The following is a 20776-nucleotide window of genomic DNA, read 5'->3' as shown; positions in this document are numbered from 1 at the left end:
CCGGGCGTCCCGCGGCGGGAGCCGCGGCGGGACGCCCGGCCCGGTCTCAGGTGCCGGCCAGCCGCTCCTGAGCGTCCGCCAGGTCCTCGGCGGTGGGCGCGTCGTCCTGGGTCAGCCGGTGGCGCCAGTAGCCGGTGAAGTCGATGTCCTCCTTCGGCACCCCCTGCTCCTCGATCAGGAGCCGGCGGACCTCCCGGACCGCCCCCGCTTCCCCGGCCAGCCAGACGAAGGGCTCACCCCCGGGCAGCACGCCGTCCCGGAACGCCTCGGTCAGCACGGTGCCCGGGGCCGCGCCGTCGCGGTACAGCCACTCCACCTCCAGCTCGGCGCGGCTCTCCAGCTCCTGGCGTTCCGCCTGGTCGGCGACCTCGATCCACACGTACGCCCGGACCCCCTCGGGCAGCACCCCGAGCAGCGTCGCGAGCGCCGGCAGCGCGGTCTCGTCGCCCGCCAGCAGCACCCAGTCGGCCTCCGTGGCGGCCTCGACGAAGGGGACCCGCGGGGCGTACAGCGCGGAGGGGCCGACCATCCCGAGCCGGTCCCCCGGCGCGGCCCGCTCCGCCCAGGCGGCGGCCGGGCCGGAGTCCCCGTGCAGCACGAAGTCGATCTCGACCAGCCGGGTGCCGGGCCGCCGGCCGCGCAGGGTGAAGCTGCGCAGCAGCGGGCGCTCGGCCTCGGGGATCGCCAGGTAGGCCTGGTACCAGCCCATCGGGTCGTCCTGCCGGGCGGGCAGCACCGGCTCGCGCTGCCCGGGGCGCGGGAAGCAGAGCTTCAGCTGCTGGTCCGGGGCGGTCCCGACGGCGTCGGGGAGTTCCTCGGCGGCGAAGGTGATCCGGGCGGTGCGCGGTGTGATCCGGCGGACCTCGACGACCTCGACGAAGGTGACGGGCAATGTCATCGCGAAACCCCTTCGATTGGTAACCTTACGGCATAAAGAGTTGCCGTCGGGGCGATACTTTACGCCATAAGGAGATGTCGGATGACCGTCTACGCCGGGCAGGGCGACGCCCACCGCGCGCTCGCCCTGCTCTGGGGCGCGCCCGAGGAGCCGCGCGCCGGGCGCAGCGGCCCCAAGCCGGGCCTGAGCGTCGACGCGATCGTGTCCGCCGGAATCGCGGTGGCCGACGCCGAGGGCATGGCCGCGCTGTCGATGCGCGCCGTGGGCGAACGGCTCGGCCGCACCGCGATGGCGCTCTACACCTATGTGCCCGGCAAGGCCGAACTGCTCGACCTGATGCACGACCGGGCGCTCGCCGAACTCGCCACCGAACCCCCCTCGGGAGTTCCCGCCGAATTCCCCGGCGGACTCCCGGTGGCCGACACCTGGCGGGAAGCCGTCACCGCCTGGGCCGAGGCCCTGTACGCCTGCTACCTGCGCCACCCCTGGGTGCTCCAGGTCTCGCAGGCCCGCCCCGTCCTCGGCCCCGCCGAACTCGCCGCGATGGAGGCGCTGTTGCGCGCACTGCGGCCGGCCGGCCTGGCACCGGCGCGGCTGCGCGGGGCGGTCGCCGCGCTCTGGCAGTTCGTCCGCGGCCTGGCCGCCACCACCGCCGACGCGCGCGGCGCGGCCGCCGCCACCGGGATCGCCGACGAGGACTGGTGGGCCACCCGCTCCGCCCGACTCGCCGAGCTGGCACCGGACTTCGCGGAGCGCTTCCCCCTGCTCGTCGCCCTGCAGAGCACCGGCGGCGGCGCCCCCGAGGACGGCCACCGGGAGGCCTTCCGCGCCGGGCTCGCCGTCCTGCTCGACGGCATCGCGGCGGGGGCGCCCTCAGACGATCAGGGCGTGCGCTGACCGTGCCGGGCGCGTTCCAGCCGTGCCGCGCATCCCCTAGCCGTGCCGGGCGGCGGGGAGCGCCAGCAGGACACCCAGCACCACCAGGGTGGAGTACCCGGCGATCTCGTGGCCGGCCGGCACCAGGACCCGGACGAAGCCGAACAGCCGGAAGCCCTCGATCCAGGTGGACAGCAGGCCGGAGGCGCCGCCGACGATCAACACGGAGCCGAGGTAGCCGAGCAGGGTCTTCATGCTCCCGAGCCTAGGAATCCGGCCCTCCGCCGGACATCCGACTTTCGGTGCGGGCCGACGCCACCAAAGTCGTCCCTTCCGCGCGGCTCCGACCCGGCTCCGGACGGTTCCTCACCGCCCGGCCCGACTCCGGACGGCTCCGGACGGCTCAGCCCGGCTCCGGACGGAGCAGCAGGCCCGGCGGCCCGGCGGCGGCGCGGGTACGTTCGCCGTGTGTTCCCCACCCGCACACCCCTGAAGTCGCCCTCCGCCGCCGTGACCGCGGCCGGAGCCGCCGCCTGCGCCGTCCTGGTCCTCGCCGTCACCGCCCCGGCCTCCCTCGCCCAGGACTCCGTCCCCGCCGTCGGCGGGGAGCGGCTCGGCCGCCCGGCCGTCCAGGTCGCGCCGCTGGCCGGGGCGCCCGCGCTGCCGTCCGACCTGACCGGCCGCTCCTGGCTGGTCGCCGACGCGGCCACCGGCGAGGTGCTCGCCGCCCGCGACGCCCACCTGCCGCTGCCCCCGGCCAGCACCCTCAAGATGCTGTTCGCGGACACCGTGCTGCCCAAGCTCGACCGCACCACCGAGCACAAGGTCACCACGACCGAGCTCGCCAGCCTCGGCGCCGGCAGCAGCCTGGTCGGCGTCAAGGAGAACCTGCCGTACCGGGTCGAGGACCTCTGGCGGGGCGTCTTCCTCAGCTCCGGCAACGACGCCGTCCACGTCCTCGCCCACATGAACGGCGGCATCCAGCAGACCGTCACCGAGATGCAGGAGCGCGCCCGGGCGCTCCAGGCCCGCGATACCAAGGTCGTCTCCCCGGACGGCTACGACATGGACGGCCAGGTCTCCTCCGCCTACGACCTCACGCTCTTCGCCCGGGCCGGGCTGCGCAACGCCGACTTCCGCTCCTACTGCGCCACCCGCACCGCGCGCTTCCCCGGCGGACTGGACAAGATCACCGGCCAGCGCACCAGCTTCGACATCGCCAACACCGACCGGCTGCTCGGCAAGTACCCCGGCCTGATCGGCGTCAAGAACGGCTACACCACCAACGCGGGCGCCACCTTCACCGGCGCCGCCGAACGCGACGGCCGCACCCTGCTGGTGACGGTGATGCACCCGGACGCGCAGGGCAGGGTCTACGACGAGGCCGCCAGCCTGCTCGACTGGGGCTTCGCGGCCGCCGGGAAGGTCCAGCCGGTCGGCAAGCTGGTCGACGACACCGCCGCCCCCGCCCCCGCCGGGCCGTCCGCCGCCGCTGGCGGGGCCGAGGCCGGCGAGCAGTTGCCGCCCTGGTCCCGCCCGCCGCTGACCAGCGGCTCCGGCTCGGGCCTCGCCCCCGCCGTCTGGACCGCCGCCGTCCTCGCCACCGCCCTCGCCGCCTGGGCCACCGCCCGCGTCACCGCCCGCCGCCGCACCGCGTCCGCCGCGTCCGCCCCGGCGTACGACGGGGGCGGGGCGACCGCCGTCGGGGGCGCCACCGGCGTCGGCGGCCACGGCCGGCACCGCCTCACCCGCCGCGCCCGCACCCTGCTCCGCACCGCCCGTACCGGCGGGCCTCCCCGTACCACCCGCGGGCCCCGCGGGACCACACCCGACTGACCGGCGAGGACGGACGGCCGTGGAACTCTGGCTGCTGAACCACTTCTCCACCACCGAGCTCACGTTCCTGGTCGTCGGCGGCTTCGTCGTCCTGGCCGTGGCCTGCAGCCTCCTCACCACCCGCCGCTTCCCCGCCCTCACCGGTGGCGAGAACAACGACATGGTCGGCGTGGTGCTCGGCATGTTCGGGGCGATCTACGGCATCATCCTCGCCTTCGTCATCGTCAACCTGTGGACCGAGCTCCAGGACACCCAGAAGGTGGTCTCCACCGAGGCGACGTCGATCTCCCAGATCGCCCGCGACGCCAAGGCCTTCCCGCCCGACGTCCAGACCGCCGTGAACGCCGCGATCCACGACTACGTGCACGCCGTGGTCGAGCAGCAGTGGCCGCTGATGAGGGCCGGCCACGGCGACTTCACGGCGACGGCCTCCAAGGTGGACCGGATGTACCAGGTGCTGCGCGAGTACGAGCCCCAGTCCCAGTCCGAACAGGCCTTCTACACCGAGGCGTTGGGCAGCCTCAACGACGCGGTCGGGCAGCGCCGGGACCGGATCAACGAGAGCCGCAACGAACTGCCGGTCCTGCTCCAGGTGCTGATCGTGGGCGGCGCGCTGGTGATCCTCGCGCTGACCCTGCTGTACGGGCTGCGCAGCCCGAAGGTGCGGCTGCTGTTCGTCGGCTCGGTGGCCGCGCTGATCGGGTTCAGCCTGCTGCTGGTCCTGGTGCTGGACCGGCCCTTCGCCGGGGACCTCAGCGTGAGCCCGACACCCTTCAAGGAGAGCGCGCTGGCGCAGTTCTGGTGACCGCCCGTCTCCGCTGCCCGGGATGGTGCCCGGGGCCCTCTAGACTTCCGGCCATGACCACGCCCGACCCCTCCGCCGCGGACCGGCTCGCCCGGATCGTCCAGCTCTCCTCCGGGAGCTACCTGCTCGTCACCACGTACAGGAAGGACGGCACCGCCGTGCCGACCCCGGTGTGGGTGGTGCGCGACGGGGAGGCGCTCGGGGTCTGGACCGTCGCGGACTCCTGGAAGGTCAAGCGGATCCGCAACCGCGCCGACGTGCTGGTCGGCCCGTGCGACGTCAAGGGCCGCCCGACCGGCGAGCAGTACCCCGCCACCGCCGAGCTCCTCGGCCCCGAGCGCACCGCCGCCTACCGCACCCTGCTGCGCCAGAAGTACGGCCTGCTCGGCGTGCTCACCCTGCTCGGCAGCCGGCTGCGCCGCGGCGAGCGCGGCACCGTCGGCATCCGGATCACGCTGACGGACTGAGCACTGACGGACCGGGCGCCGACGGACCGGGCTACGGGTGCGGGCCGGCCAGTGCGCTGGGCAGCCCGACGAACCCCGACTCCGGCCCGAACCGCTCCTCCAGCCCGTCCGCCAGGGCGGTCAGCGCGGCCGCGCCGTCGCCGTGGAAGGACGAGCCGTGCATCACCGCCAGGGTGCGCGGGCGCAGCTCGGCGAGGGAGCGCAGCGCGGTCGCGGCGGCCGTCAGGCAGGAGGTCTGGCGGAACAGCCCCTCGGATTCCAGGGCCGATTCGACCAGGTCGGCGTCGGTGACGGCGGGCCCGTTGCCGAGGTGGGTGAACAGGTCGCCGCAGAACAGGGTGCGGGTCTGCTCCTCGAACAGCACCCGCGCCTCCCAGCCGTGCGGCACGTGCGCGGTGTTGATGTTGCGCACCCGGCGGCGCACCTGGCGCCCGCCGAGGTCCAGCACCTCGCCGTCGTCCATCGGCACCGGCGGGCGGTCGGCCAGGTCGTTCAGCGAGACCAGACAGCCGAGCGTGTTGTGCGCGACCCGCGCGTGCGGGGCCGCGGCGAGGAACTCGTTCATCGCCCCGCACTCGTCCGCCTCGACGTGCCCGAAGGTCACCCACCGCAGCCGCTCCACCGGCAGCACCCGGCCGACCGCCTCGGACACCGCCGGGAACAGCGAGCGCATCCCGGTGTGGAAGATCAGCGGCTCCTCGGCGTCGACCAGGAACTGGTTGAAGGTGAACCCGGCGGGCGGGGCGATCTCCGGGACGAAGGTCGAGATCCGGTAGATGCGTTCGGCGATCTCGTCGATGCGTGTGTCCATGGGCCCGTTGCCTACCCGAGCCGCCCGGGGCCGGCGCTCAGGCGGCACCGGACATGCCGCCCGCGTCGCCGGTTCGGCCGAGCGGCGCGGCTCCGACCGGCCACCGCGGAACCCGGCCTGGCGGCGTGGCAGGCTGGCGGCCATGGACGAGAACGAGGCCGGGCCGCTCCCGCTGCTGGTGGTGGACGGCGCGAACGTGGTCGGATCGGTGCCGGACGGCTGGTGGCGCGACCGGCGGGGCGCCGCCGAGCGGCTGCGGGACGCGCTGGTGGCCGTCGCCAAGCGGGGCGTGCCGGAGCACCCCGGCCCGTTGGAGGTGGTGCTGGTCGTCGAGGGCGCGGCCCGGGGGGTGGACGGCGTGCCCGGAGTACGGGTGGTGGCGGCGAGCGGCAGCGGCGACGACCGGATCGTGGAGCTGGTCCGGGCCGAGAAGACCAGAGACCCCGCCCGCACCTGCCTGGTCGCCACCGCCGACCGCGAACTGCGGGCCCGGGTCGGCGTGTCGGGTGCCACCGCCATCGGGCCGCGCAGCGTTCGGCCGTAGCCCTGGGCCGTGTCTAGTCGGCCTGGGTGGCGTACATGCCCCAGTGGATCGACGGGTCCGAGGTGTGCGCGGTGAACAGCAGGTCCCGGCCCGGGCGGGCGGGGACCTCCACCGAGCCGACGCCGGTGGAGTCGACCGGGCACTGGACCGTGAAGTCGACCGGCGCCGCGCCGCCGATGTGCACGTCCACCGAGCCGCCGCCCCGGCAGCCGAGCGTGAACGTGAACGGCTGCGACGGGTTCACCGAGGCCGTCACGGCGCCGCCGTCGCCGATCCAGTCCGGTATCCGGATCAGCCCCTCCGGCCCCGGGTGCGGCAGGATCTCGCCCGTCCCCGGCTGGCCGGGAACCGCGGCGGGCGCCTCGGCCCCGCTCCCGGCCGGCTGCGCCACCGCCGTCCCGGCGAGGGCGAGCACCGCCCCCACCGCCCCGGCCACCGCCGCGAAGCCGTGCTTCCCCGTACGCTTCATCGCTGGTTCCCCCTTCGGTGTTCCTCGGTCCGCACGCCCGGTGTTCGGCGTGCGGAGCAAACCTACGACGCCCCACTGACAAGGGACACCCGCCGGGGCGCCGCCCGGCGGAGCGGCCTGGCACCGCCGGTTCGGGAACGTACGGGAACCGGTTCCGGAACGTACGGGAACCAACCGCGTCGCCCGTCCGACTGCTGGGGGGTGAGTGCGAAGTCGCCGGGAGTCCGGCCGTTGAGTGTGCTGGCGGGGTTCGTCCTGCTGCTGGTGGTGGTGTTCGTGGTGGCCTACGGGGTGGGGCGCCAGGTCGGCCCGGTCGCGCCCGGGTTGCGGCCCGGCAGCGGGGGCGGCGCGTCGCCCGGGATGGACGGGCACGGCATGGGCGGGATGCGGTGAGCGCCGTCGCCGAGCCCGTGGTCGCCACCGATCTGGCGGTCGGCGGGATGACCTGCGCGGCGTGCGTGGGCCGGGTGGAGAAGCGGCTGGCCCGGATCGACGGGGTGACGGCCGGGGTGAACCTGGCGACCGGACGGGCCCGGGTGCTGCACCCGGCCGGGGTGCCGGTCGCGGAGCTGGTGGCGGCGGTCGAGCGGGCGGGCTACACCGCCGAGCCGCTGCCCGCCGGGGCGCCGGTCGGGGTGGCGGCGGAGGAGCCGGACGAGCGGTGGCGGCTGCTGGTCACCGCCCTGCTGGCCGTCCCGGTGCTGGTGCTGTCGATGGTGCCGTCGGCGCAGTTCACCGCCTGGCAGTGGGTCTGCTTCGCGCTCGCCGTCCCCGTGGTGACCTGGGGGTCGGCCGGGTTCCACCTCCGCGCCCTGCGGGGGCTGCGGCACGCGGCGGCGACCATGGACACCCTGGTCAGCCTGGGTGTGGTGGCCTCCTTCGGCTGGTCCGCGTACGCGCTGTTCCTCGGCGGGGCGGGCGATCCGGACATGCGGATGCCCTTCTCGCTGACCGCCGACGGCGGCGGCACCGCGCACGTGTACCTGGAGGCGGCGGTCGGCGTGCCGCTGTTCGTGCTGGCCGGGCGGCTGCTGGAGGGCCGGGTGCGGCGGCGCAGCGGGTCCGCGCTGAGGGCGCTGGCCGAGCTGGGCGCCAAGCAGGTGTGCCTGCGGGGGGCGGACGGCGAGGAGCGCCTGGTGCCGATCGAACTGCTGCTTCCCGGGCAGGAGTTCGTGGTGCGGCCGGGCGAACGGGTGGCCACCGACGGGGTGGTGGTCGACGGGGGTTCGGCACTCGACCTGAGCCTGCTGACCGGGGAGAGCGTGCCGGTCGAGGTCGGCCCCGGGGACCGGGTGGCGGGCGCGACGGTGAACGTGGGCGGCGCCCTGGTGGTGCGGGCCACGGCGGTCGGCGCGGACACCCAACTGGCCCGGATCACCGCACTGGTGGCGGAGGCCCAGGCTGGCAAGGCGCGGGCGCAGCGGCTGGCGGACGCGGTGGCCGGGGTGTTCGTGCCCTGCGTGCTGGCGGTCGCGGCGAGCGTGCTGGGCTTCTGGCTGGGCGCGGGCGCGGCCCCGCAGGCGGCGGTGACGGCGGCGGTCGCGGTGCTGGTGGTGGCCTGCCCGTGCGCGCTCGGGCTGGCCACGCCGACGGCGCTGCTGGCGGCGACCGGGCGGGGCGCGGAGCTGGGCGTGCTGGTGCGCGGCCCGGAGGTGCTGGAGAGCCTGCGCCGGGTGGACACGGTGGTGATGGACAAGACCGGGACGCTGACCACCGGCCGGATGGAACTGGCCGCCGTCACCACCGCGGACGGTCCCACGCAGGACGAGGCCCTGCGGTTGGCCGGCGCGGTCGAGCACCGCTCCGAGCACCCGATCGGCCGGGCCGTCGCGGCGGCGGCCCGCGAGCGCTGCGGGCCGCTGCCGGCCGTGACCGGCTTCGCGGCCGCCACCGGGCTCGGGGTGTCCGGGACGGTCGAGGGCCGGGCCGTCCGGGTCGGGCGGCCGGACGACGCCGCGCTGCCGCCGGCCCTGGCCGAGGCGGTGGCGCAGGCCGGGGAGGCGGGCCGCACGGCCGTCGTGGTCGAGCTGGACGAGCGGCCGGCGGCCGTCCTGGCGGTCGGCGACACGGTGCGCTCGGGGAGCTGGCGGGCCCTGCACCGGCTGCGCGGGCTGGGCCTGGAGACCGTACTGCTGACCGGGGACGGCCCCGGCGCCGCCCGGGCGGTGGCCGCCGAGCTGGGCATCGAGCGGGTGCACTCCTCGGCCTCCCCCGAGCGCAAGGCCGAGGTGGTGGCCGAACTGCGCGCCGCCGGACGGACGGTCGCGGTGGTCGGCGACGGCGTCAACGACGCGGTGGCACTGGCCTCGGCGGACCTCGGGGTGGCGCTGGCCTCCGGCAGCGACGCCGCGATCGGCGCGGCCGGGCTGACCCTGGTGCGCGGCGACATCGAGGCGGTGGTGGACGCCGTACGGCTGGCCCGGCAGACCCTGGCGACCATCCGGGCCAACCTGCTCTGGGCCTTCGGCTACAACCTGGTGCTGATCCCGCTGGCGGCGGTCGGACTGCTCAACCCGATGCTGGCGGCGGTCGCCATGTCGCTCAGCTCACTGCTCGTGGTGGGCAACAGCCTGCGGCTGCGCACCTGGGAACCGGGGCGGGGACAGCGCAGGGGCCAGGGACAGGGGCAGGGACGGGGACAGCGCAAGGGAGGACGACGGTGAAGGCCTGGCAGCGTCTCGGGGCGGTCGGCCCGCCGGTCGGCGCGGCGGCGCTGGCCCTGGTCCTGCTCACCGGGTGGACGGCGTTCGGCGGGGCCGGCCGTGACCGCCCGGTGGAGGCCGGACCGGGCTGGGTGCTGCTGCCGACGGCCGGCGCGGCCTCCGCCACGGCGGCCTTCTTCACGATCCGCAACCCGGGCGACATACCGGACGAACTGACCGGTGCCAGCTGGGAGTTCGGCGGCCGGATCACCCTGAAGCGGCACCTGCACCAGGGCGCGGCGGGCCGCTGGGAGCCGGCCCCGGCGCTGCCGGTGCCGGGCCGCGGCGAGCTGCGGATGACCCCGGAGGACGCGGACCTGATGATCGCCGACCCGCCGCCGCTGCGGGCCGGCCAGTGGGTGGAGTTCACCCTCACCTTCCGGCACAGCCCGCCGCTGCGGCTCGCCGCCCAGGTCCTGCCGGCGGCCGAACGGCCGCGCTGAACGGGCGCGCTGAACGGGCGCGCTGAACAACGTAGGGGCGTGTCCCGCGGACCGGAAGGATCCGCGGGACACGCCCCTACGTCATCGGCTCAGGAAGGCCGCTCCCCGAGCGTCTCCTCGACCGCCCGGCGCGGGGTGGCCGCCCCGGGCGGGCCGTACCCGGCCCGCAGGACCAGCTGGACGTGGCCCGGCCCGGCGGCCGGGTCGCGCAGCGCCCAGCGGGTGTCCGGCCACTCGATCGCCTGGTGCCAGACGGTGAGCCGGACGCCGTGCAGCGTGGCCAGCAGCCAGACCCGCTCCAGCGCCTGCCCGGTGCGCAGCCAGTCCGGCGGGCCGTCCCCGTGGGTGGTGAGGGTGCACAGCTGGGGCAGCGCCTCGAAGCGCTGCGAGGGCGGCTGCTCGGGGGCCTCCGGCGGGCGGCCGCCGAACTCGCGCATCGGCACCCGGGCGTCGTGGTCCTGCGGGCCGAGCGCCGACCGCGGGATGCCGTCCTCGGCGGTGCCGTCGTCGGGCCGCAGCCAGGCGCGGGACTCGGCGGCCCTGGCCGGGTCGGCGGCGTTGCGGCGCTCGGCGTCGGCGGTGAGCTCCTGCACCCGCCGTACGCCCTCCTCCTCCAGCGCGGCCAGGGTGACGCCCTCCTCCCGGGCGGCGGCCATCAGCTCGCCGATCACCGCCTCGGGCACGTCGCGCTGGGTGAAGGGCTCGCGGCTGGAGTGCCGGGCGGCGATGGCGGGGTAGAGGTCGCGGCCGAAGGGCGCCTCCGCGACGGCCGGGCGGGAGAGGTCGAGCACGGCGAGCAGCCCGGGCTCGGCGACGTCCGGCAGCAACCGGACCAGCGGTTCCCGGTCCAGCCGCCCGGCCGCCACCCGCAGGTTGAACACGGCCGCGCCGACCGCGATGTGCACGGCCGCGCCGGCCGGGTCGGCCAGCGGTACGGAGCGATCGGTGTCGGCGTACACGGCGAGCCCGCGCCCGTCCGGCGTCGGCACGAAGCGCCAGGGCTGGCTGTTGTGCAGCGACGGCGCCGCGCCGCCGGCGGCGGCGAGCAGGCGCAGGTCGGCCGCGCTGAGCATCTGGGTGAGAGCCGGGTCGAGCGTCATGGCGATCCACTCCTTCAGCCGCTGGGCTTCGGCATCAACCGCGGGGTCAGGGCGGGCCCGGAGGTCCCGCTGCTTCCGAGCGTGCGCGCCCGGCCGCGCGGACGACAGGGCCCTTGGGCCCGTCCTCACGACGGCCGGGCGGGGGGCCTTGGCGGGCAAGGGCCCGTCCGGTGGATCGGGACGGGGGCGGATCCACCGGACGGGCGTCCGTCACCCGTGCGGGACGACCGCGACGGGAGCCTCGGCGTGGTGCAGGACGGCGTGCGCGACCCGGCCGAGCCGGGGGCCGAACTCGATCGGGCGGCGGCCCCGGCCGACCACCACCAGGGCGGCGCCCGCGGAGGCCTCGACCAGGGCGCGGGCGGCCCCGAGCTGCACGTCCTCGACCACCTCGACGTCCGGGTACCGCTCGCGCGGTCCGGCCAGGGCGAGCGAGAGCAGCTCGGCCTCCAGCGCCTCCAGCTGGCCGAGCTCGGCGGCCGGGACGGCGCCGCCCGCGTAGCCGAACACCGGCGGCAGGTCCCAGCCGTGCACCGCCCGGACCCGGGCGCCGCGCAGGGCCGCCGCGCGGAAGGCGAAGTCGAGCACCTCCGGCTCCGGAGTGTGGGCGTCCACGCCGACCACCACCTCGCCCTTGCCGCTCTCGCCCGCCGTTCCGGCCTCGCGCACCACGACCAGCGGCACGGTGCTGCGCCCGGCCACCGAGATGCTGACCGAGCCCAGCAGCAGCCCGGTGAAGCCGCCGCGGCCGCGCGAGCCGAGCACCAGCAGCTCCGCCTCCGCGGCGGCGGCCAGCAGACCGTCCACCGGCGCGTCCAGGACGGCGTCGGTCTCCACGGTCAGGTCCGGGTGCAGGCCGCGGACGTCCTCGGCGGCCTCGGCCAGGGTACGGCGGACGGCCTCGGGCAGGTCGTCCGACTCCGCGAAGGAGGACACCCCGTCGGTCAGCCACGGCCAGGCGTGCACCAGGCGCAGCGAGGCGCCCCGGCGCTCCGCCTCGGCGGCGGCCCAGTGAACGGCCGCGGTGCTCTGCGGCGACCCGTCGACCCCGGCCAGCACGGTTGACGTCATGTCTCTTCCTCCACACTGTCGACACGCTGTCGACGCTCGGCGGTTCGGTGCGGGCCGCGGTGCGCTCTGACGCCCCGTCCGCTCCTCCCCCACCCTGGCACCCGTACACGGCCCGGCGGCAGAGGCCGCAGGACCCTCCGCGACGGGACGAAAGGCCCGCCCGACGGAGCCTACGGCCGACCCCGCCGTCCCGGCCACCGACACCGGGGCACTACCGTGAACACGGCAATCCCGCTGGTCGGACGGCACCCGAGTCGGGTCGGGCGGCGGGGGCCGTCCGGACGGTGGGCGGGGTGCGTCCGGACGGTGGACGGGCTGGTCAGGGCAGGACGACGAGGAGGACAGCGGTGGGCGGAGCGGACGGCGGCGCGGCGGGTGGCGGCGCGCGGATGCCACGGCTGCGCCTGGACGAGCTGCTGGAGGAGCTCCAGTGGCGGATCGACGCGGCGCGCGGCACGCAGAACCGGGTGCACAGCCTGTTGGAGGCGGTGCTGGCGGTCGGGCGTGAGCTGGACCTGGCGCAGGCGCTGCACCGGATCGTGGAGGCCGCCGCCGACCTGGTGGACGCCCGGTACGGGGCGCTCGGGGTGATCGGGCCGGACGGGCACACCCTGTCGCAGTTCCTGACGGTGGGCCTGAGCGAGGAGGAGATCGCCGAGATCGGCCCGCCGCCGTCGGGCCGGGGCATCCTGGGCGAGCTGATCCGCGAGCCGCGGCCGCTGCGCTGCCCGGTGCTGTCCGACCACCCGGCCTCGGCCGGCTTCCCGGCGAACCACCCGCCGATGCACACCTTCCTGGGGGTGCCGGTGCGGGTGCACGGCGAGGTGTTCGGCAACCTCTACCTGACCGACAAGCGCGGCGGGCTGGACTTCGACGAGGACGACGAGGCGGTGATCTCGACCCTGGCGGTCGCGGCCGGGGTGGCGATCGACAACGCCCGGCTGTACGAGGAGGCGCAGCTGCGCCAGCGCTGGCTGCGGGCGAGCACCGAGATCACCCGAAGCCTGCTGTCGGGGGCGCCGCGGCTGGAGGTGGTCGAGCTGATCGCCCGCCGGGCCCGGGAGATCTCCGGCGCCGAGCTGGCGGACGTCTCGGTGGCGCTGGCCGGCCCGGAGGAGCGGGCCGAGGAGCTGACGGTGGAGGTGGCGCTCGGCGCCGATCCCTCCGCGCGGCTGGGGGTGACGGTGCCGGTGGACGGCACGCTGTCCGGCGCCGCGTACGCCTCCGGTTCGCCGGCCACCAGTGACGAGCTGGCCTCCGACACCCGTTTCCCGGCCGGTCCGGCGGGCCGCTTCGACGGGCTGGGCGCGGCGGTGGCGGTGCCGCTGGGCACCGGTGCCGGGTACGGGCGGGGCGTGCTGCTGCTGGCCCGGGCGCAGGGGCAGCCGGCCTTCGGGCCGGAGGAGACGGGCCCGCTGCTGGGCTTCGCCGACCAGGCCGCGCTGGCCCTGGAACTGGCCGAACGGCGGCGCGACGCCGAGCAGTTGAACCTGCTGGAGGACCGTGACCGGATCGCCCGGGACCTGCACGACCTGGCGATCCAGCGGCTGTTCGCGACCGGGATGACGCTGCAGAGCGCGGGCCGGCTGATCGAGAGCCAGGCCGCGGCGGACCGGGTGGCCCGGGCGGTGGCCGACCTGGACGAGACCATCAAGATCATCCGCTCGACCATCTTCGGCCTGCGCGCCCACAGCGAGCCGGACCGCGGCCTGCGCGCCCGGGCCACCCGGGTGGTCACCGAGGCCCAGGGGCCGCTCGGCTTCGCGCCCCGGCTGAGCATGGAGGGCCTGCTGGACACCGACGTGCCGCAGGAGCTGGCCGGGCACGTGGTCGCGGTCCTCGCCGAGGCGCTCAGCAACGCCGCCCGGCACGCCGGGGCGTCCCGGGTCGAGGTGACGCTGCGCGCGCTGGCCGGGCGGGTGGCGCTGACCGTGACGGACGACGGCGTCGGCGTGCCCGAGGGCGGGCGGCGCAGCGGGCTGCGCAACCTGGCCGAGCGCGCCGACCGGGTCGGCGGCTCGTTCACCGTCGACCCGGCCGAGGGCGGCGGCACCCGGCTGGCATGGGAGGCCCCGGTCGGCTCCTGAGGCCTGCTCGTCCCGCTACCTCCCTCGCCGCGCGGCAGCCGCGGGGCGGTCAGCCCTGCAGGGCGCCCAGGAAGGCGAGCAGGTGGGCGTTGAACTCCGCCGGCCGCTCCATGTTCGGGTAGTGCCCGGTGCCCTCGACGGTCACCGCGCGGCCGTCGACGACGGTGCGGACGACCCGTTCGGCCAGGTTGACGTGGTCCGCCGAGTCGATGCCGCCGTTGATCGCCAGCAGCGGGACGGTGATCCCGGTCAGCCGCTTCCAGGTGTCGGTGACCGGCACCAGGTACTGGGGGTCGTCGGGGGTGTGCTTGGAAATGGTGTTCCGGGTCATCTCCTTGAGCCTGCGCACCACCTCCGGGTCGACCTCGTCCAGGCGGCGGTGCGGCCCGGAGGCGAGCCGGGTGAAGGAGTCGATCCAGCCCTCGCCGTCGCCCTCGGCGAGGGCCGCGGTCTGGTCGGCGGCGAGTTCGCCGAGCCACGGGTCGGTGAACTCGGACTCGCTGGTGCCGTTGCCGCTGATCACCAACGCGCGGACCAGCTCCGGGTGTTCGAGCGCCAGGTCGAGGGCGATCGTCCCGCCCATGGACAGCCCGATCACCGTCAGCGGGCCGAGGCCGAGGTGGCGCAGCAGGTCCGCCAGATCGTCGGCGGGCCGGAACGGCCGGCTCGCGTTGTCGGAGGCGCCGTGGCCGCGGGTGTCCAACGCGATCACCCGGTACGCGGGCAGCAGGGCGGGGAGCTGGTCCGCCCAGCTCCGGTGGTCCAGCAGGCCGCCGTGCAGCAGCACCAGCGGCTCGCCCGTACCGGCGTCGAGGTAGGCGAGGCGGCCGTGGCCGCTGTCGAAGAAGCACAGGTCATCGGTGGAACCGGTAACAGTGGATTCAGTCATGACGACAATTTTAGGTCGTGTGACCTATATTTGTCTCCATGAGCACCGAACCCGTTTCCGGCGGCATCCCCGTGCACCCCACCTTCCCCTCCGACCGCCTCCGTCACAACCCCGACGGCCCCGTCCTGCTGGTCGGCGGCTACGGCACCGTCGGCACCGAACTCGCCCGGCTCGCCTCCCCCGCCTGGCCGCTGCTGCTCACCGGCCGCTCCGAGCAGCGCGGCGGCGCCCTCGCCGCCGAACTGGACGACGCCACCGCCCGCCGCTGGGACCTCGCCGACCCCGAGCCGTTCACCGCCGCCGTACGGGCGGTGGTCGGGGTGGTCAACGACCCGGACGACCGGGTGCTGCGGGCCGCCGTCCGCGCGGGCGTCCCGTACGTGGACGTCACCCGCTGGACCGCCCGGCTCCAGCGGGCCGCCACGCTCGCCGCCCTGCTGCGCCCGACCGCCCCGGTGCTGCTCTCCTCGGCCTGGATGGGCGGGGTGACCAGCCTGGTCGCCGCCGCCCTGGCGGACCGGCTGGGCGGGGCCGAGCGGATCGAGACCGCCATCCGCTGGGACCTCGCGGACCGGGCCGGCGCCGACTCAGTCGAGTTCATGGACCGCCTGGGGCTCGACTACGAGGTGGTGCAGGACGGCCGGCGCCGCTCCGTCGTGCCGCTCAGCCGCCCGCGGACCGTCCGCATCGGCGACGCCCCGACGCTGGTCGCCGGGATCGACACCCCCGAGCAGTTCACCCTCCCGCTCACCCTGGGCACCACCACCGCCGCCACCCGGATCGGCTTCAGCTCGCGCTCCTCCACCACCGCCCTGCTCGCGGCCCGGCACGCCGGCTTCTTCCGCTGGGGCCGCGGTGACCGCTGGGAGCCGGCCCGCCGCGCCCTGCTCTACTCCCCCGGCGAGGGCGGCACCGCCCTGCTGCGCACCGACGTCACCTCCGGCGGACGCACCCTCACCGCCACCGTCGAGGACCGGGCCGGCCAGGCCAGACTCACCGCCGTCGGCGCCCTGCTGGCGCTGCGCCGGGCGCTCGGCACGGACGGCGCCCCGCCGCCCGCCGGGGTGGCCTTCCCGGAGCAGACCCCGCGCCCCGGGCGGGTGCTGGAGGACCTGGCGGCCCTCGGCGTCACCGTCACGGTAACCGCGGCGGACGGAGCGCGCGGCACGGAGGCGGCGGCATGAGCAGCGTCCGGGGCCTGAGCGGCAAGGGTGCCCAGAAGCGGGAGCAACTGCTGGACACGGCGGAGGAGTTGCTGGTCACGACGGGCAGCGGCGAGCTGTCCATGCGGGCGGTGGCCGCCGCCGCGGGCGTCCGCCTCGGGCACCTCCAGCACTACTTCCCGACCCACGCCGAGCTGGTGGCCGCCGTGCTGGAGCGCGTCCTCGCCCGCTCGGTGGAACGGCTCGCGCCGCTGCTCGACCCGGGCCGCGACGAGGACGCCCTGCTCCGCGAACTGCTCGCCGAGCAGCAGGACGCGCGCCTGGTCCGCCTGTTCGCCGAACTGTGGGCGCTGGCCGCCCGCGACCCCTCGGTGGCCGCCGCCGTCCGGGCCTTCTACGACCGCTACCAGGAGCTGGTCGCCTGCTTCCTCGCCGAACGCCGCCCGGCCCTGACGGAGGAGGAACGGCGGTCCCGCGCCCGGGTGTTCGTCATGCTGATCGAGGGCGCCTCGCTCTTCCGCTCCGGCCTGGCCGGCACCGCGGACGCGGCGGCGGACGCCGAACTCCTGCACACCGCCGGGGCGTTGCTGGGCCCGTAGGCCCTTTCAGGCCAGCCGGCGGCCGATGACGAGTTCCGGGCGGATACGGATGCGGACCGTGCCGCCCGGATCGGCCGCCCTGGTGGCCGGGCGGACCTGGGCGCGGCCGAGGACGGTGACGAACCAGCCGGAGCCGTCCCGGCCGTCCACCTCGTCGGCCTCGAAGGCGATCACGGCGCCGTCCACCGCCCGGGCCAGTTCGGAGCCGGCCGGGGCCGAGAGCAGCACGCCGCCGGGGGCCAGCCGGAACGGCACCGGCAGGACGGCCGGGAGGGCGTCCACCGTGTAGACCACCCGGCCGACCTCGGCCCGGGCCAGCAGCTCCAGCGACCGCTTCCGGTCGAGTTCGCGCAGTTCCGGAAGGTCGGGACGGTCGGCCGGGACGGGGCGGTCGTGCGGAACGGGCCGGGGAGACGGAACAGGCCGGGGGGACGGGACGGGCCGGGGAGACGGGACGTGGTCGCGGTTCATGCGAGCGATGCTCGCCCGGGCCCGGGCCGGGCCGCGAGGGCCGATGGTCCCGGCGGGGCCCGGCGAGGGCCCCGCCGGGCGGGCCGTCGGCCCCGGGCCCCACGGCCCTGCCCGGCAGGACCCGGAGGACCCGCCGGGCAGGGCCCGGGATCAGTACCGGCCGGAGCGCAGCACGGAGGGCTGCGGGGCGGCGGAGGCCTGGCGCAGCTCGGTGGCGATCAGGGCGGCCTGCACCCGGCGCTCGACGCCGAGCTTGGCGAGCAGCCGCGAGACGTGGTTCTTGACGGTCTTCTCGGCGAGGTAGAGGCGCTCGCCGATCTGCCGGTTGGTCAGGCCCTCGCCGATGAGTTCGAGGACCTCCTGCTCGCGCACGGTCAGGCCCGGTCCGGTGGTGACCGGCTGGGCGGGCTCGGCGTCGCTGCGCAGGCGGTTCAGCAGGCGGGTCGCGGCGCCGGGGTCGAGCATCGAGCGCCCGGAGGCGACGGTGCGGACGGCGGCGACCAGGTCGGTCCCGCTGATCTGCTTGAGCACGTACCCGGCGGCGCCCGCCATCACGGCGTCCAGCAGCGCCTCCTCGTCGTCGAAGGAGGTCAGCATCAGGCAGGCCAGCCCGGGCATCCGCGAGCGCAGCTCACGGCAGACCGAGACGCCGTCGCCGTCGCCCAGCCGGACGTCCAGCACGGCCACGTCGGGCCGCAGGGCCGGCACCCGGACGAGCGCCTGCTCGGCCGTCGCCGCCTCGCCGACCACCTCCAGGTCCGGCTCGCCGTCCAGCAGGTCGTGCACCCCGCGGCGCACCACCTCGTGGTCGTCCAGCAGGAACACCCGGACCGGTGCCGAGGCCTCGGCACCCTCCGTCTTGGTCGCCATCACGCGGCTCCACCTTCGTCACCCCCGCACACTCCCAGCGGGGCCCAGGGCATCATCCCCCCGCGACCGGCCGCGGGCCCAGGGCCCAACGGCCCCATTCGGACCGGGCCGCAGGACCCGTACGGGCCCCGACCTCGACCGGGCCGGTCCGGGTGCCCTCAGCGCCCCTGCCGCCGGACGTTCCCCAGCCCCATCAGCAGGAAGGCGAGCGCGACGCCCGCGCCGCTGACCGCCGCGAGCACCACCCGGGGCACGACCTCGCCGCCGCCGGACAGCAGGATGGCCGCCGCTCCGAGCAGGGCGACGGCCGCACCGACCACCAGCCAGCCCGCCAGGGCCAGCGCCGGCGGCCGGTTGGAGCGCGGGGCGGGCCCCGCGTCCAGGGCGGCCCAGCGGACCGCCGTCTCCCGTACCTCCCGGCGGCGGTCCACCAGGGCCCGCAGCCGCAGCGCCGCGCCGCCCACCAGTCCGGCGAGCGCGATCTGGGCGGCGGGCCGCCAGTCCGACAGGACGAGCAGCAGCCCGCCCGCGAGCGCGAGCCCGGCCCACCAGAGCACGCAGGCCGCGGCGGCCGTACGGGTGGAGCGGGGCCGGTCGGCGCCGGCCTGGAGGTCGGCGATGGCGGGCAGGTACCAGACACAGCCGCTCGCGGTGAGGGCGGCGGTGCCGATGGCGAGAACGGTGTGGTTCACGACCCGGCCTTCCTGGTCACGAAGGGGTTGGTGAGGAGGGTGAGGAGCGGAGCGGACGGGGCCGTCCCCGCCCGCCCGGGGGCAGCGACGCGGGCCGGGACGGCGTTCGGGGGGAGCGGACTCAGCCGTCCGAGGAGGGCGAGTCGGTGGAGGCGGACGCCACCCGCGCCCGGTCGGCCCGGCTCAGCGGCCGGTCGTACTTCGCCGGCTCCACGTCGCCAAGGTGCGTGGCGGGCTTGCCGCTGTGCTCCAGGACGTCCCGGGCCGCGATGTCCGGGTGGTGGAGGTCGAAGGCCGGGGATTCGGAGCGGATCCGCGGCAGCTTGACGAAGTTGTGCCGCGGCGGGGGGCAGGAGGTCGCCCACTCCAGCGAGCGGCCCCAGCCCCACGGGTCGTCCTCGGTGACCTTCTCGCCGTACTTGGCGGTCTTCCAGACGTTGTAGAGGAACGGCAGGATCGACAGGCCGAGCAGGAACGAGCCGATGGTGGAGACGGTGTTCAGGGTGGTGAAGCCGTCCGAGGCCAGGTAGTCGGCGTAGCGGCGCGGCATGCCCTGGGCGCCCAGCCAGTGCTGGACCAGGAAGGTCGCGTGGAAGCCGACGGTCAGGGTCCAGAAGGTGATCCGGCCGAGCCGCTCGTCGAGCTTCTTGCCGGTCATCTTCGGCCACCAGAAGTGGAAGCCGGCGAACATCGCGTAGACCACGGTGCCGAACAGCGTGTAGTGGAAGTGCGCGACCACGAAGTACGAGTCGGAGACGTGGAAGTCGATCGGCGGGGCCGCGAGCAGCACGCCGGTCAGGCCGCCGAAGAGGAAGGTGACCAGGAAGCCGACCGTCCAGAGCATCGGGGTCTCGAAACTCAGTGAGCCCCTCCACATGGTGCCGACCCAGTTGAAGAACTTCACCCCGGTCGGGACGGCGATCAGGAAGGTCATGAAGGAGAAGAACGGCAGCAGGACCTGTCCGGTGACGTACATGTGGTGCGCCCACACCGTCACCGACAGGCCGGCGATCGCGATGGTGGCCGCGATCAGGCCGGAGTAGCCGAACATCGGCTTGCGGCTGAAGACCGGGATGACCTCCGAGACGATGCCGAAGAACGGCAGCGCCAGGATGTACACCTCGGGATGGCCGAAGAACCAGAACAGGTGTTGCCAGAGCATCGCCCCGCCGTTGGCCGGGTCGAAGACGTGCGAGCCGAACTTGCGGTCGCACTCCAGCGCCAGCAGCGCGGCGGCCAGCACCGGGAAGACCAGCAGCACCAGCACCGAGGTCAGCAGCACGTTCCAGCAGAAGATGGACATCCGGAACATGGTCATTCCGGGCGCGCGCATGCAGATGATGGTGGTGATGAAGTTGACGGCGCCGAAGATGCTGCCGAAGCCGGACAGCGTCACGCCCATGATCCACATGTCGGCGCCGACGCCGGGCGAGTGGATCGCGTCGGACAGCGGCGCGTAGAGGAACCAGCCGAAGTCGGCGGCGCCCTGCGGGGTCGCGAAGCCGGCCGCGGCGATCAGCGAGCCGAACATGAACAGCCAGTAGGACAGCATGTTCAGCCGCGGGAAGGCGACGTCCGGCGCGCCGAGCTGGAGCGGCATGATCCAGTTGGCGAAGCCGGTGAACAGCGGCATCGCGAACAGCAGCAGCATCACCGAGCCGTGCATGGTGAACGCCTGGTTGAACTGCTCGTTGGAGAGGATCTGCGTTCCGGGCCGGGCGAGTTCGGCGCGCATGACCAGGGCGAGGATGCCGCCGATCAGGAAGAACGCGAACGAGGACACCAGGTACATGGTGCCGATCGTCTTGTGGTCGGTGGTGGTCAGCAGTCTGACCAGGGCCGAACCGGGCCTCCTGGCCCTGACCGCCCCTGCGGGGAGGGTCGTCGGCGGTGAGGTGGGGTCGCCCTGTGCCTGGGTGGCGCTCAAGGACGCACTCCTTCGGAACGTCGTGCGAATGGGTGGCGCTCCATGATCCGAACAGG

At 75.5% G+C, this 20776-nt stretch carries 22 protein-coding genes; 11 read left to right on the top strand and 11 right to left on the bottom strand.

Annotated elements, in window-relative coordinates; all coding sequences use genetic code 11:
- Positions 1–46: 46 nt before the first annotated feature.
- Positions 47–898 (bottom strand): siderophore-interacting protein, encoded by an 852-nt coding sequence (locus ACWDCZ_RS10475; RefSeq protein ID WP_449815732.1) that lies wholly within the window; start codon positions 896–898, stop codon positions 47–49.
- 81 nt (positions 899–979) lie between these two features.
- On the opposite strand from ACWDCZ_RS10475, the gene ACWDCZ_RS10470 reads away from it, so the two are divergent.
- Entirely contained in the window at positions 980–1795 is an 816-nt protein-coding gene (locus ACWDCZ_RS10470; protein WP_380739462.1) for a TetR/AcrR family transcriptional regulator, read from the top strand.
- 36 nt (positions 1796–1831) lie between these two features.
- On the opposite strand, the gene ACWDCZ_RS10465 is transcribed toward ACWDCZ_RS10470, so the two are convergent.
- Positions 1832–2029: a hypothetical protein gene (locus tag ACWDCZ_RS10465; RefSeq protein ID WP_049660802.1), complete on the bottom strand. Its 198-nt coding sequence runs from the start codon at positions 2027–2029 to the stop codon at positions 1832–1834.
- A 213-nt stretch (positions 2030–2242) separates the two neighbouring features.
- Here ACWDCZ_RS10465 and ACWDCZ_RS10460 point away from each other — a divergent pair, with 213 nt between their 5' ends.
- From ACWDCZ_RS10460 to ACWDCZ_RS10450, 3 genes are read left to right on the top strand one after another with little or no spacing between them, the layout of a single operon-like run.
- Positions 2243–3610, top strand: a complete 1368-nt coding sequence (locus tag ACWDCZ_RS10460; protein WP_449815730.1) for a D-alanyl-D-alanine carboxypeptidase family protein — start codon at positions 2243–2245, stop codon at positions 3608–3610.
- Between the two features lie 19 nt (positions 3611–3629).
- Positions 3630–4415, top strand: coding sequence for a bestrophin-like domain (locus ACWDCZ_RS10455; protein ID WP_449815729.1), 786 nt, complete (start codon positions 3630–3632; stop codon positions 4413–4415).
- Between the two features lie 53 nt (positions 4416–4468).
- A complete protein-coding gene (locus tag ACWDCZ_RS10450) occupies positions 4469–4882 on the top strand; it encodes a PPOX class F420-dependent oxidoreductase (protein WP_117486643.1) in 414 nt (137 codons plus the stop codon).
- 31 nt (positions 4883–4913) lie between these two features.
- Here ACWDCZ_RS10450 and ACWDCZ_RS10445 read toward each other — a convergent pair whose 3' ends face one another.
- The gene (locus tag ACWDCZ_RS10445; RefSeq protein WP_375873666.1) at positions 4914–5693 is read right to left on the bottom strand and encodes an oxygen-binding di-iron domain-containing protein; all 780 of its coding nucleotides are present in this window, start codon (positions 5691–5693) and stop codon (positions 4914–4916) included.
- Between the two features lie 142 nt (positions 5694–5835).
- Between ACWDCZ_RS10445 and ACWDCZ_RS10440 the strand changes: the two genes are divergently transcribed.
- Positions 5836–6237, top strand: coding sequence for an NTP pyrophosphohydrolase (locus ACWDCZ_RS10440; protein ID WP_449815728.1), 402 nt, complete (start codon positions 5836–5838; stop codon positions 6235–6237).
- Between the two features lie 13 nt (positions 6238–6250).
- On the opposite strand, the gene ACWDCZ_RS10435 is transcribed toward ACWDCZ_RS10440, so the two are convergent.
- Complete coding sequence (locus ACWDCZ_RS10435) at positions 6251–6706, bottom strand: hypothetical protein (RefSeq protein ID WP_449815727.1); 456 nt, start codon at positions 6704–6706, stop codon at positions 6251–6253.
- Positions 6707–6937: 231 nt separating this feature from the next.
- On the opposite strand from ACWDCZ_RS10435, the gene ACWDCZ_RS10430 reads away from it, so the two are divergent.
- Genes ACWDCZ_RS10430 through ACWDCZ_RS10420 form a run of 3 tightly spaced genes read left to right on the top strand, consistent with a single transcriptional unit; the run spans position 6938 to position 9851 of the window.
- Complete coding sequence (locus ACWDCZ_RS10430) at positions 6938–7099, top strand: hypothetical protein (protein ID WP_158077736.1); 162 nt, start codon at positions 6938–6940, stop codon at positions 7097–7099.
- A 47-nt stretch (positions 7100–7146) separates the two neighbouring features.
- Positions 7147–9369 carry a heavy metal translocating P-type ATPase gene (locus ACWDCZ_RS10425; protein WP_449815738.1) on the top strand — a complete coding sequence of 741 codons (2223 nt, stop codon included), beginning with the start codon at positions 7147–7149 and terminating at the stop codon, positions 9367–9369.
- A complete protein-coding gene (locus ACWDCZ_RS10420) occupies positions 9366–9851 on the top strand; it encodes a copper chaperone PCu(A)C (RefSeq protein ID WP_380781124.1) in 486 nt (161 codons plus the stop codon). Before ACWDCZ_RS10425 ends, ACWDCZ_RS10420 begins: the two co-directional genes overlap by 4 nt.
- Positions 9852–9940: 89 nt before the next feature.
- On the opposite strand, the gene ACWDCZ_RS10415 is transcribed toward ACWDCZ_RS10420, so the two are convergent.
- The gene (locus ACWDCZ_RS10415; RefSeq protein WP_449815726.1) at positions 9941–10951 is read right to left on the bottom strand and encodes an Acg family FMN-binding oxidoreductase; all 1011 of its coding nucleotides are present in this window, start codon (positions 10949–10951) and stop codon (positions 9941–9943) included.
- 210 nt (positions 10952–11161) lie between these two features.
- Positions 11162–12022, bottom strand: a complete 861-nt coding sequence (locus tag ACWDCZ_RS10410; RefSeq protein ID WP_074003712.1) for a universal stress protein — start codon at positions 12020–12022, stop codon at positions 11162–11164.
- A 389-nt stretch (positions 12023–12411) separates the two neighbouring features.
- On the opposite strand from ACWDCZ_RS10410, the gene ACWDCZ_RS10405 reads away from it, so the two are divergent.
- Positions 12412–14109, top strand: coding sequence for a sensor histidine kinase (locus ACWDCZ_RS10405; protein WP_074003842.1), 1698 nt, complete (start codon positions 12412–12414; stop codon positions 14107–14109).
- Positions 14110–14158: 49 nt separating this feature from the next.
- Here ACWDCZ_RS10405 and ACWDCZ_RS10400 read toward each other — a convergent pair whose 3' ends face one another.
- Entirely contained in the window at positions 14159–14998 is an 840-nt protein-coding gene (locus tag ACWDCZ_RS10400) for an alpha/beta fold hydrolase (RefSeq protein ID WP_449815725.1), read from the bottom strand.
- A gap of 38 nt (positions 14999–15036) precedes the next feature.
- Between ACWDCZ_RS10400 and ACWDCZ_RS10395 the strand changes: the two genes are divergently transcribed.
- The gene (locus ACWDCZ_RS10395; RefSeq protein ID WP_380778265.1) at positions 15037–16182 is read left to right on the top strand and encodes a saccharopine dehydrogenase family protein; all 1146 of its coding nucleotides are present in this window, start codon (positions 15037–15039) and stop codon (positions 16180–16182) included.
- Entirely contained in the window at positions 16179–16760 is a 582-nt protein-coding gene (locus ACWDCZ_RS10390) for a TetR/AcrR family transcriptional regulator (protein WP_449815724.1), read from the top strand. Before ACWDCZ_RS10395 ends, ACWDCZ_RS10390 begins: the two co-directional genes overlap by 4 nt.
- Before the next feature lie 6 nt (positions 16761–16766).
- Here the strand turns inward: ACWDCZ_RS10390 and ACWDCZ_RS10385 are convergent, their stop codons facing one another.
- The 4 genes from ACWDCZ_RS10385 to ctaD all read right to left on the bottom strand — a co-directional run bounded on the left by ACWDCZ_RS10385 (position 16767) and on the right by ctaD (position 20720).
- Positions 16767–17231 (bottom strand): pyridoxamine 5'-phosphate oxidase family protein, encoded by a 465-nt coding sequence (locus tag ACWDCZ_RS10385; protein ID WP_388045731.1) that lies wholly within the window; start codon positions 17229–17231, stop codon positions 16767–16769.
- Positions 17232–17381: 150 nt separating this feature from the next.
- A complete protein-coding gene (locus ACWDCZ_RS10380) occupies positions 17382–18101 on the bottom strand; it encodes a response regulator (protein ID WP_074003716.1) in 720 nt (239 codons plus the stop codon).
- 158 nt (positions 18102–18259) lie between these two features.
- Complete coding sequence (locus tag ACWDCZ_RS10375) at positions 18260–18793, bottom strand: hypothetical protein (protein ID WP_449815723.1); 534 nt, start codon at positions 18791–18793, stop codon at positions 18260–18262.
- Positions 18794–18914: 121 nt separating this feature from the next.
- Positions 18915–20720 (bottom strand): aa3-type cytochrome oxidase subunit I, encoded by a 1806-nt coding sequence (ctaD, locus tag ACWDCZ_RS10370; RefSeq protein WP_079272337.1) that lies wholly within the window; start codon positions 20718–20720, stop codon positions 18915–18917.
- Between the last annotated feature and the right edge of the window lie 56 nt (positions 20721–20776).

This window comes from Kitasatospora sp. NPDC001225 (assembly GCF_053597855.1).
The sequence above is the reverse complement of the archived record's forward strand: the minus strand, read 5'-3'. Positions and strand labels throughout refer to the sequence as shown.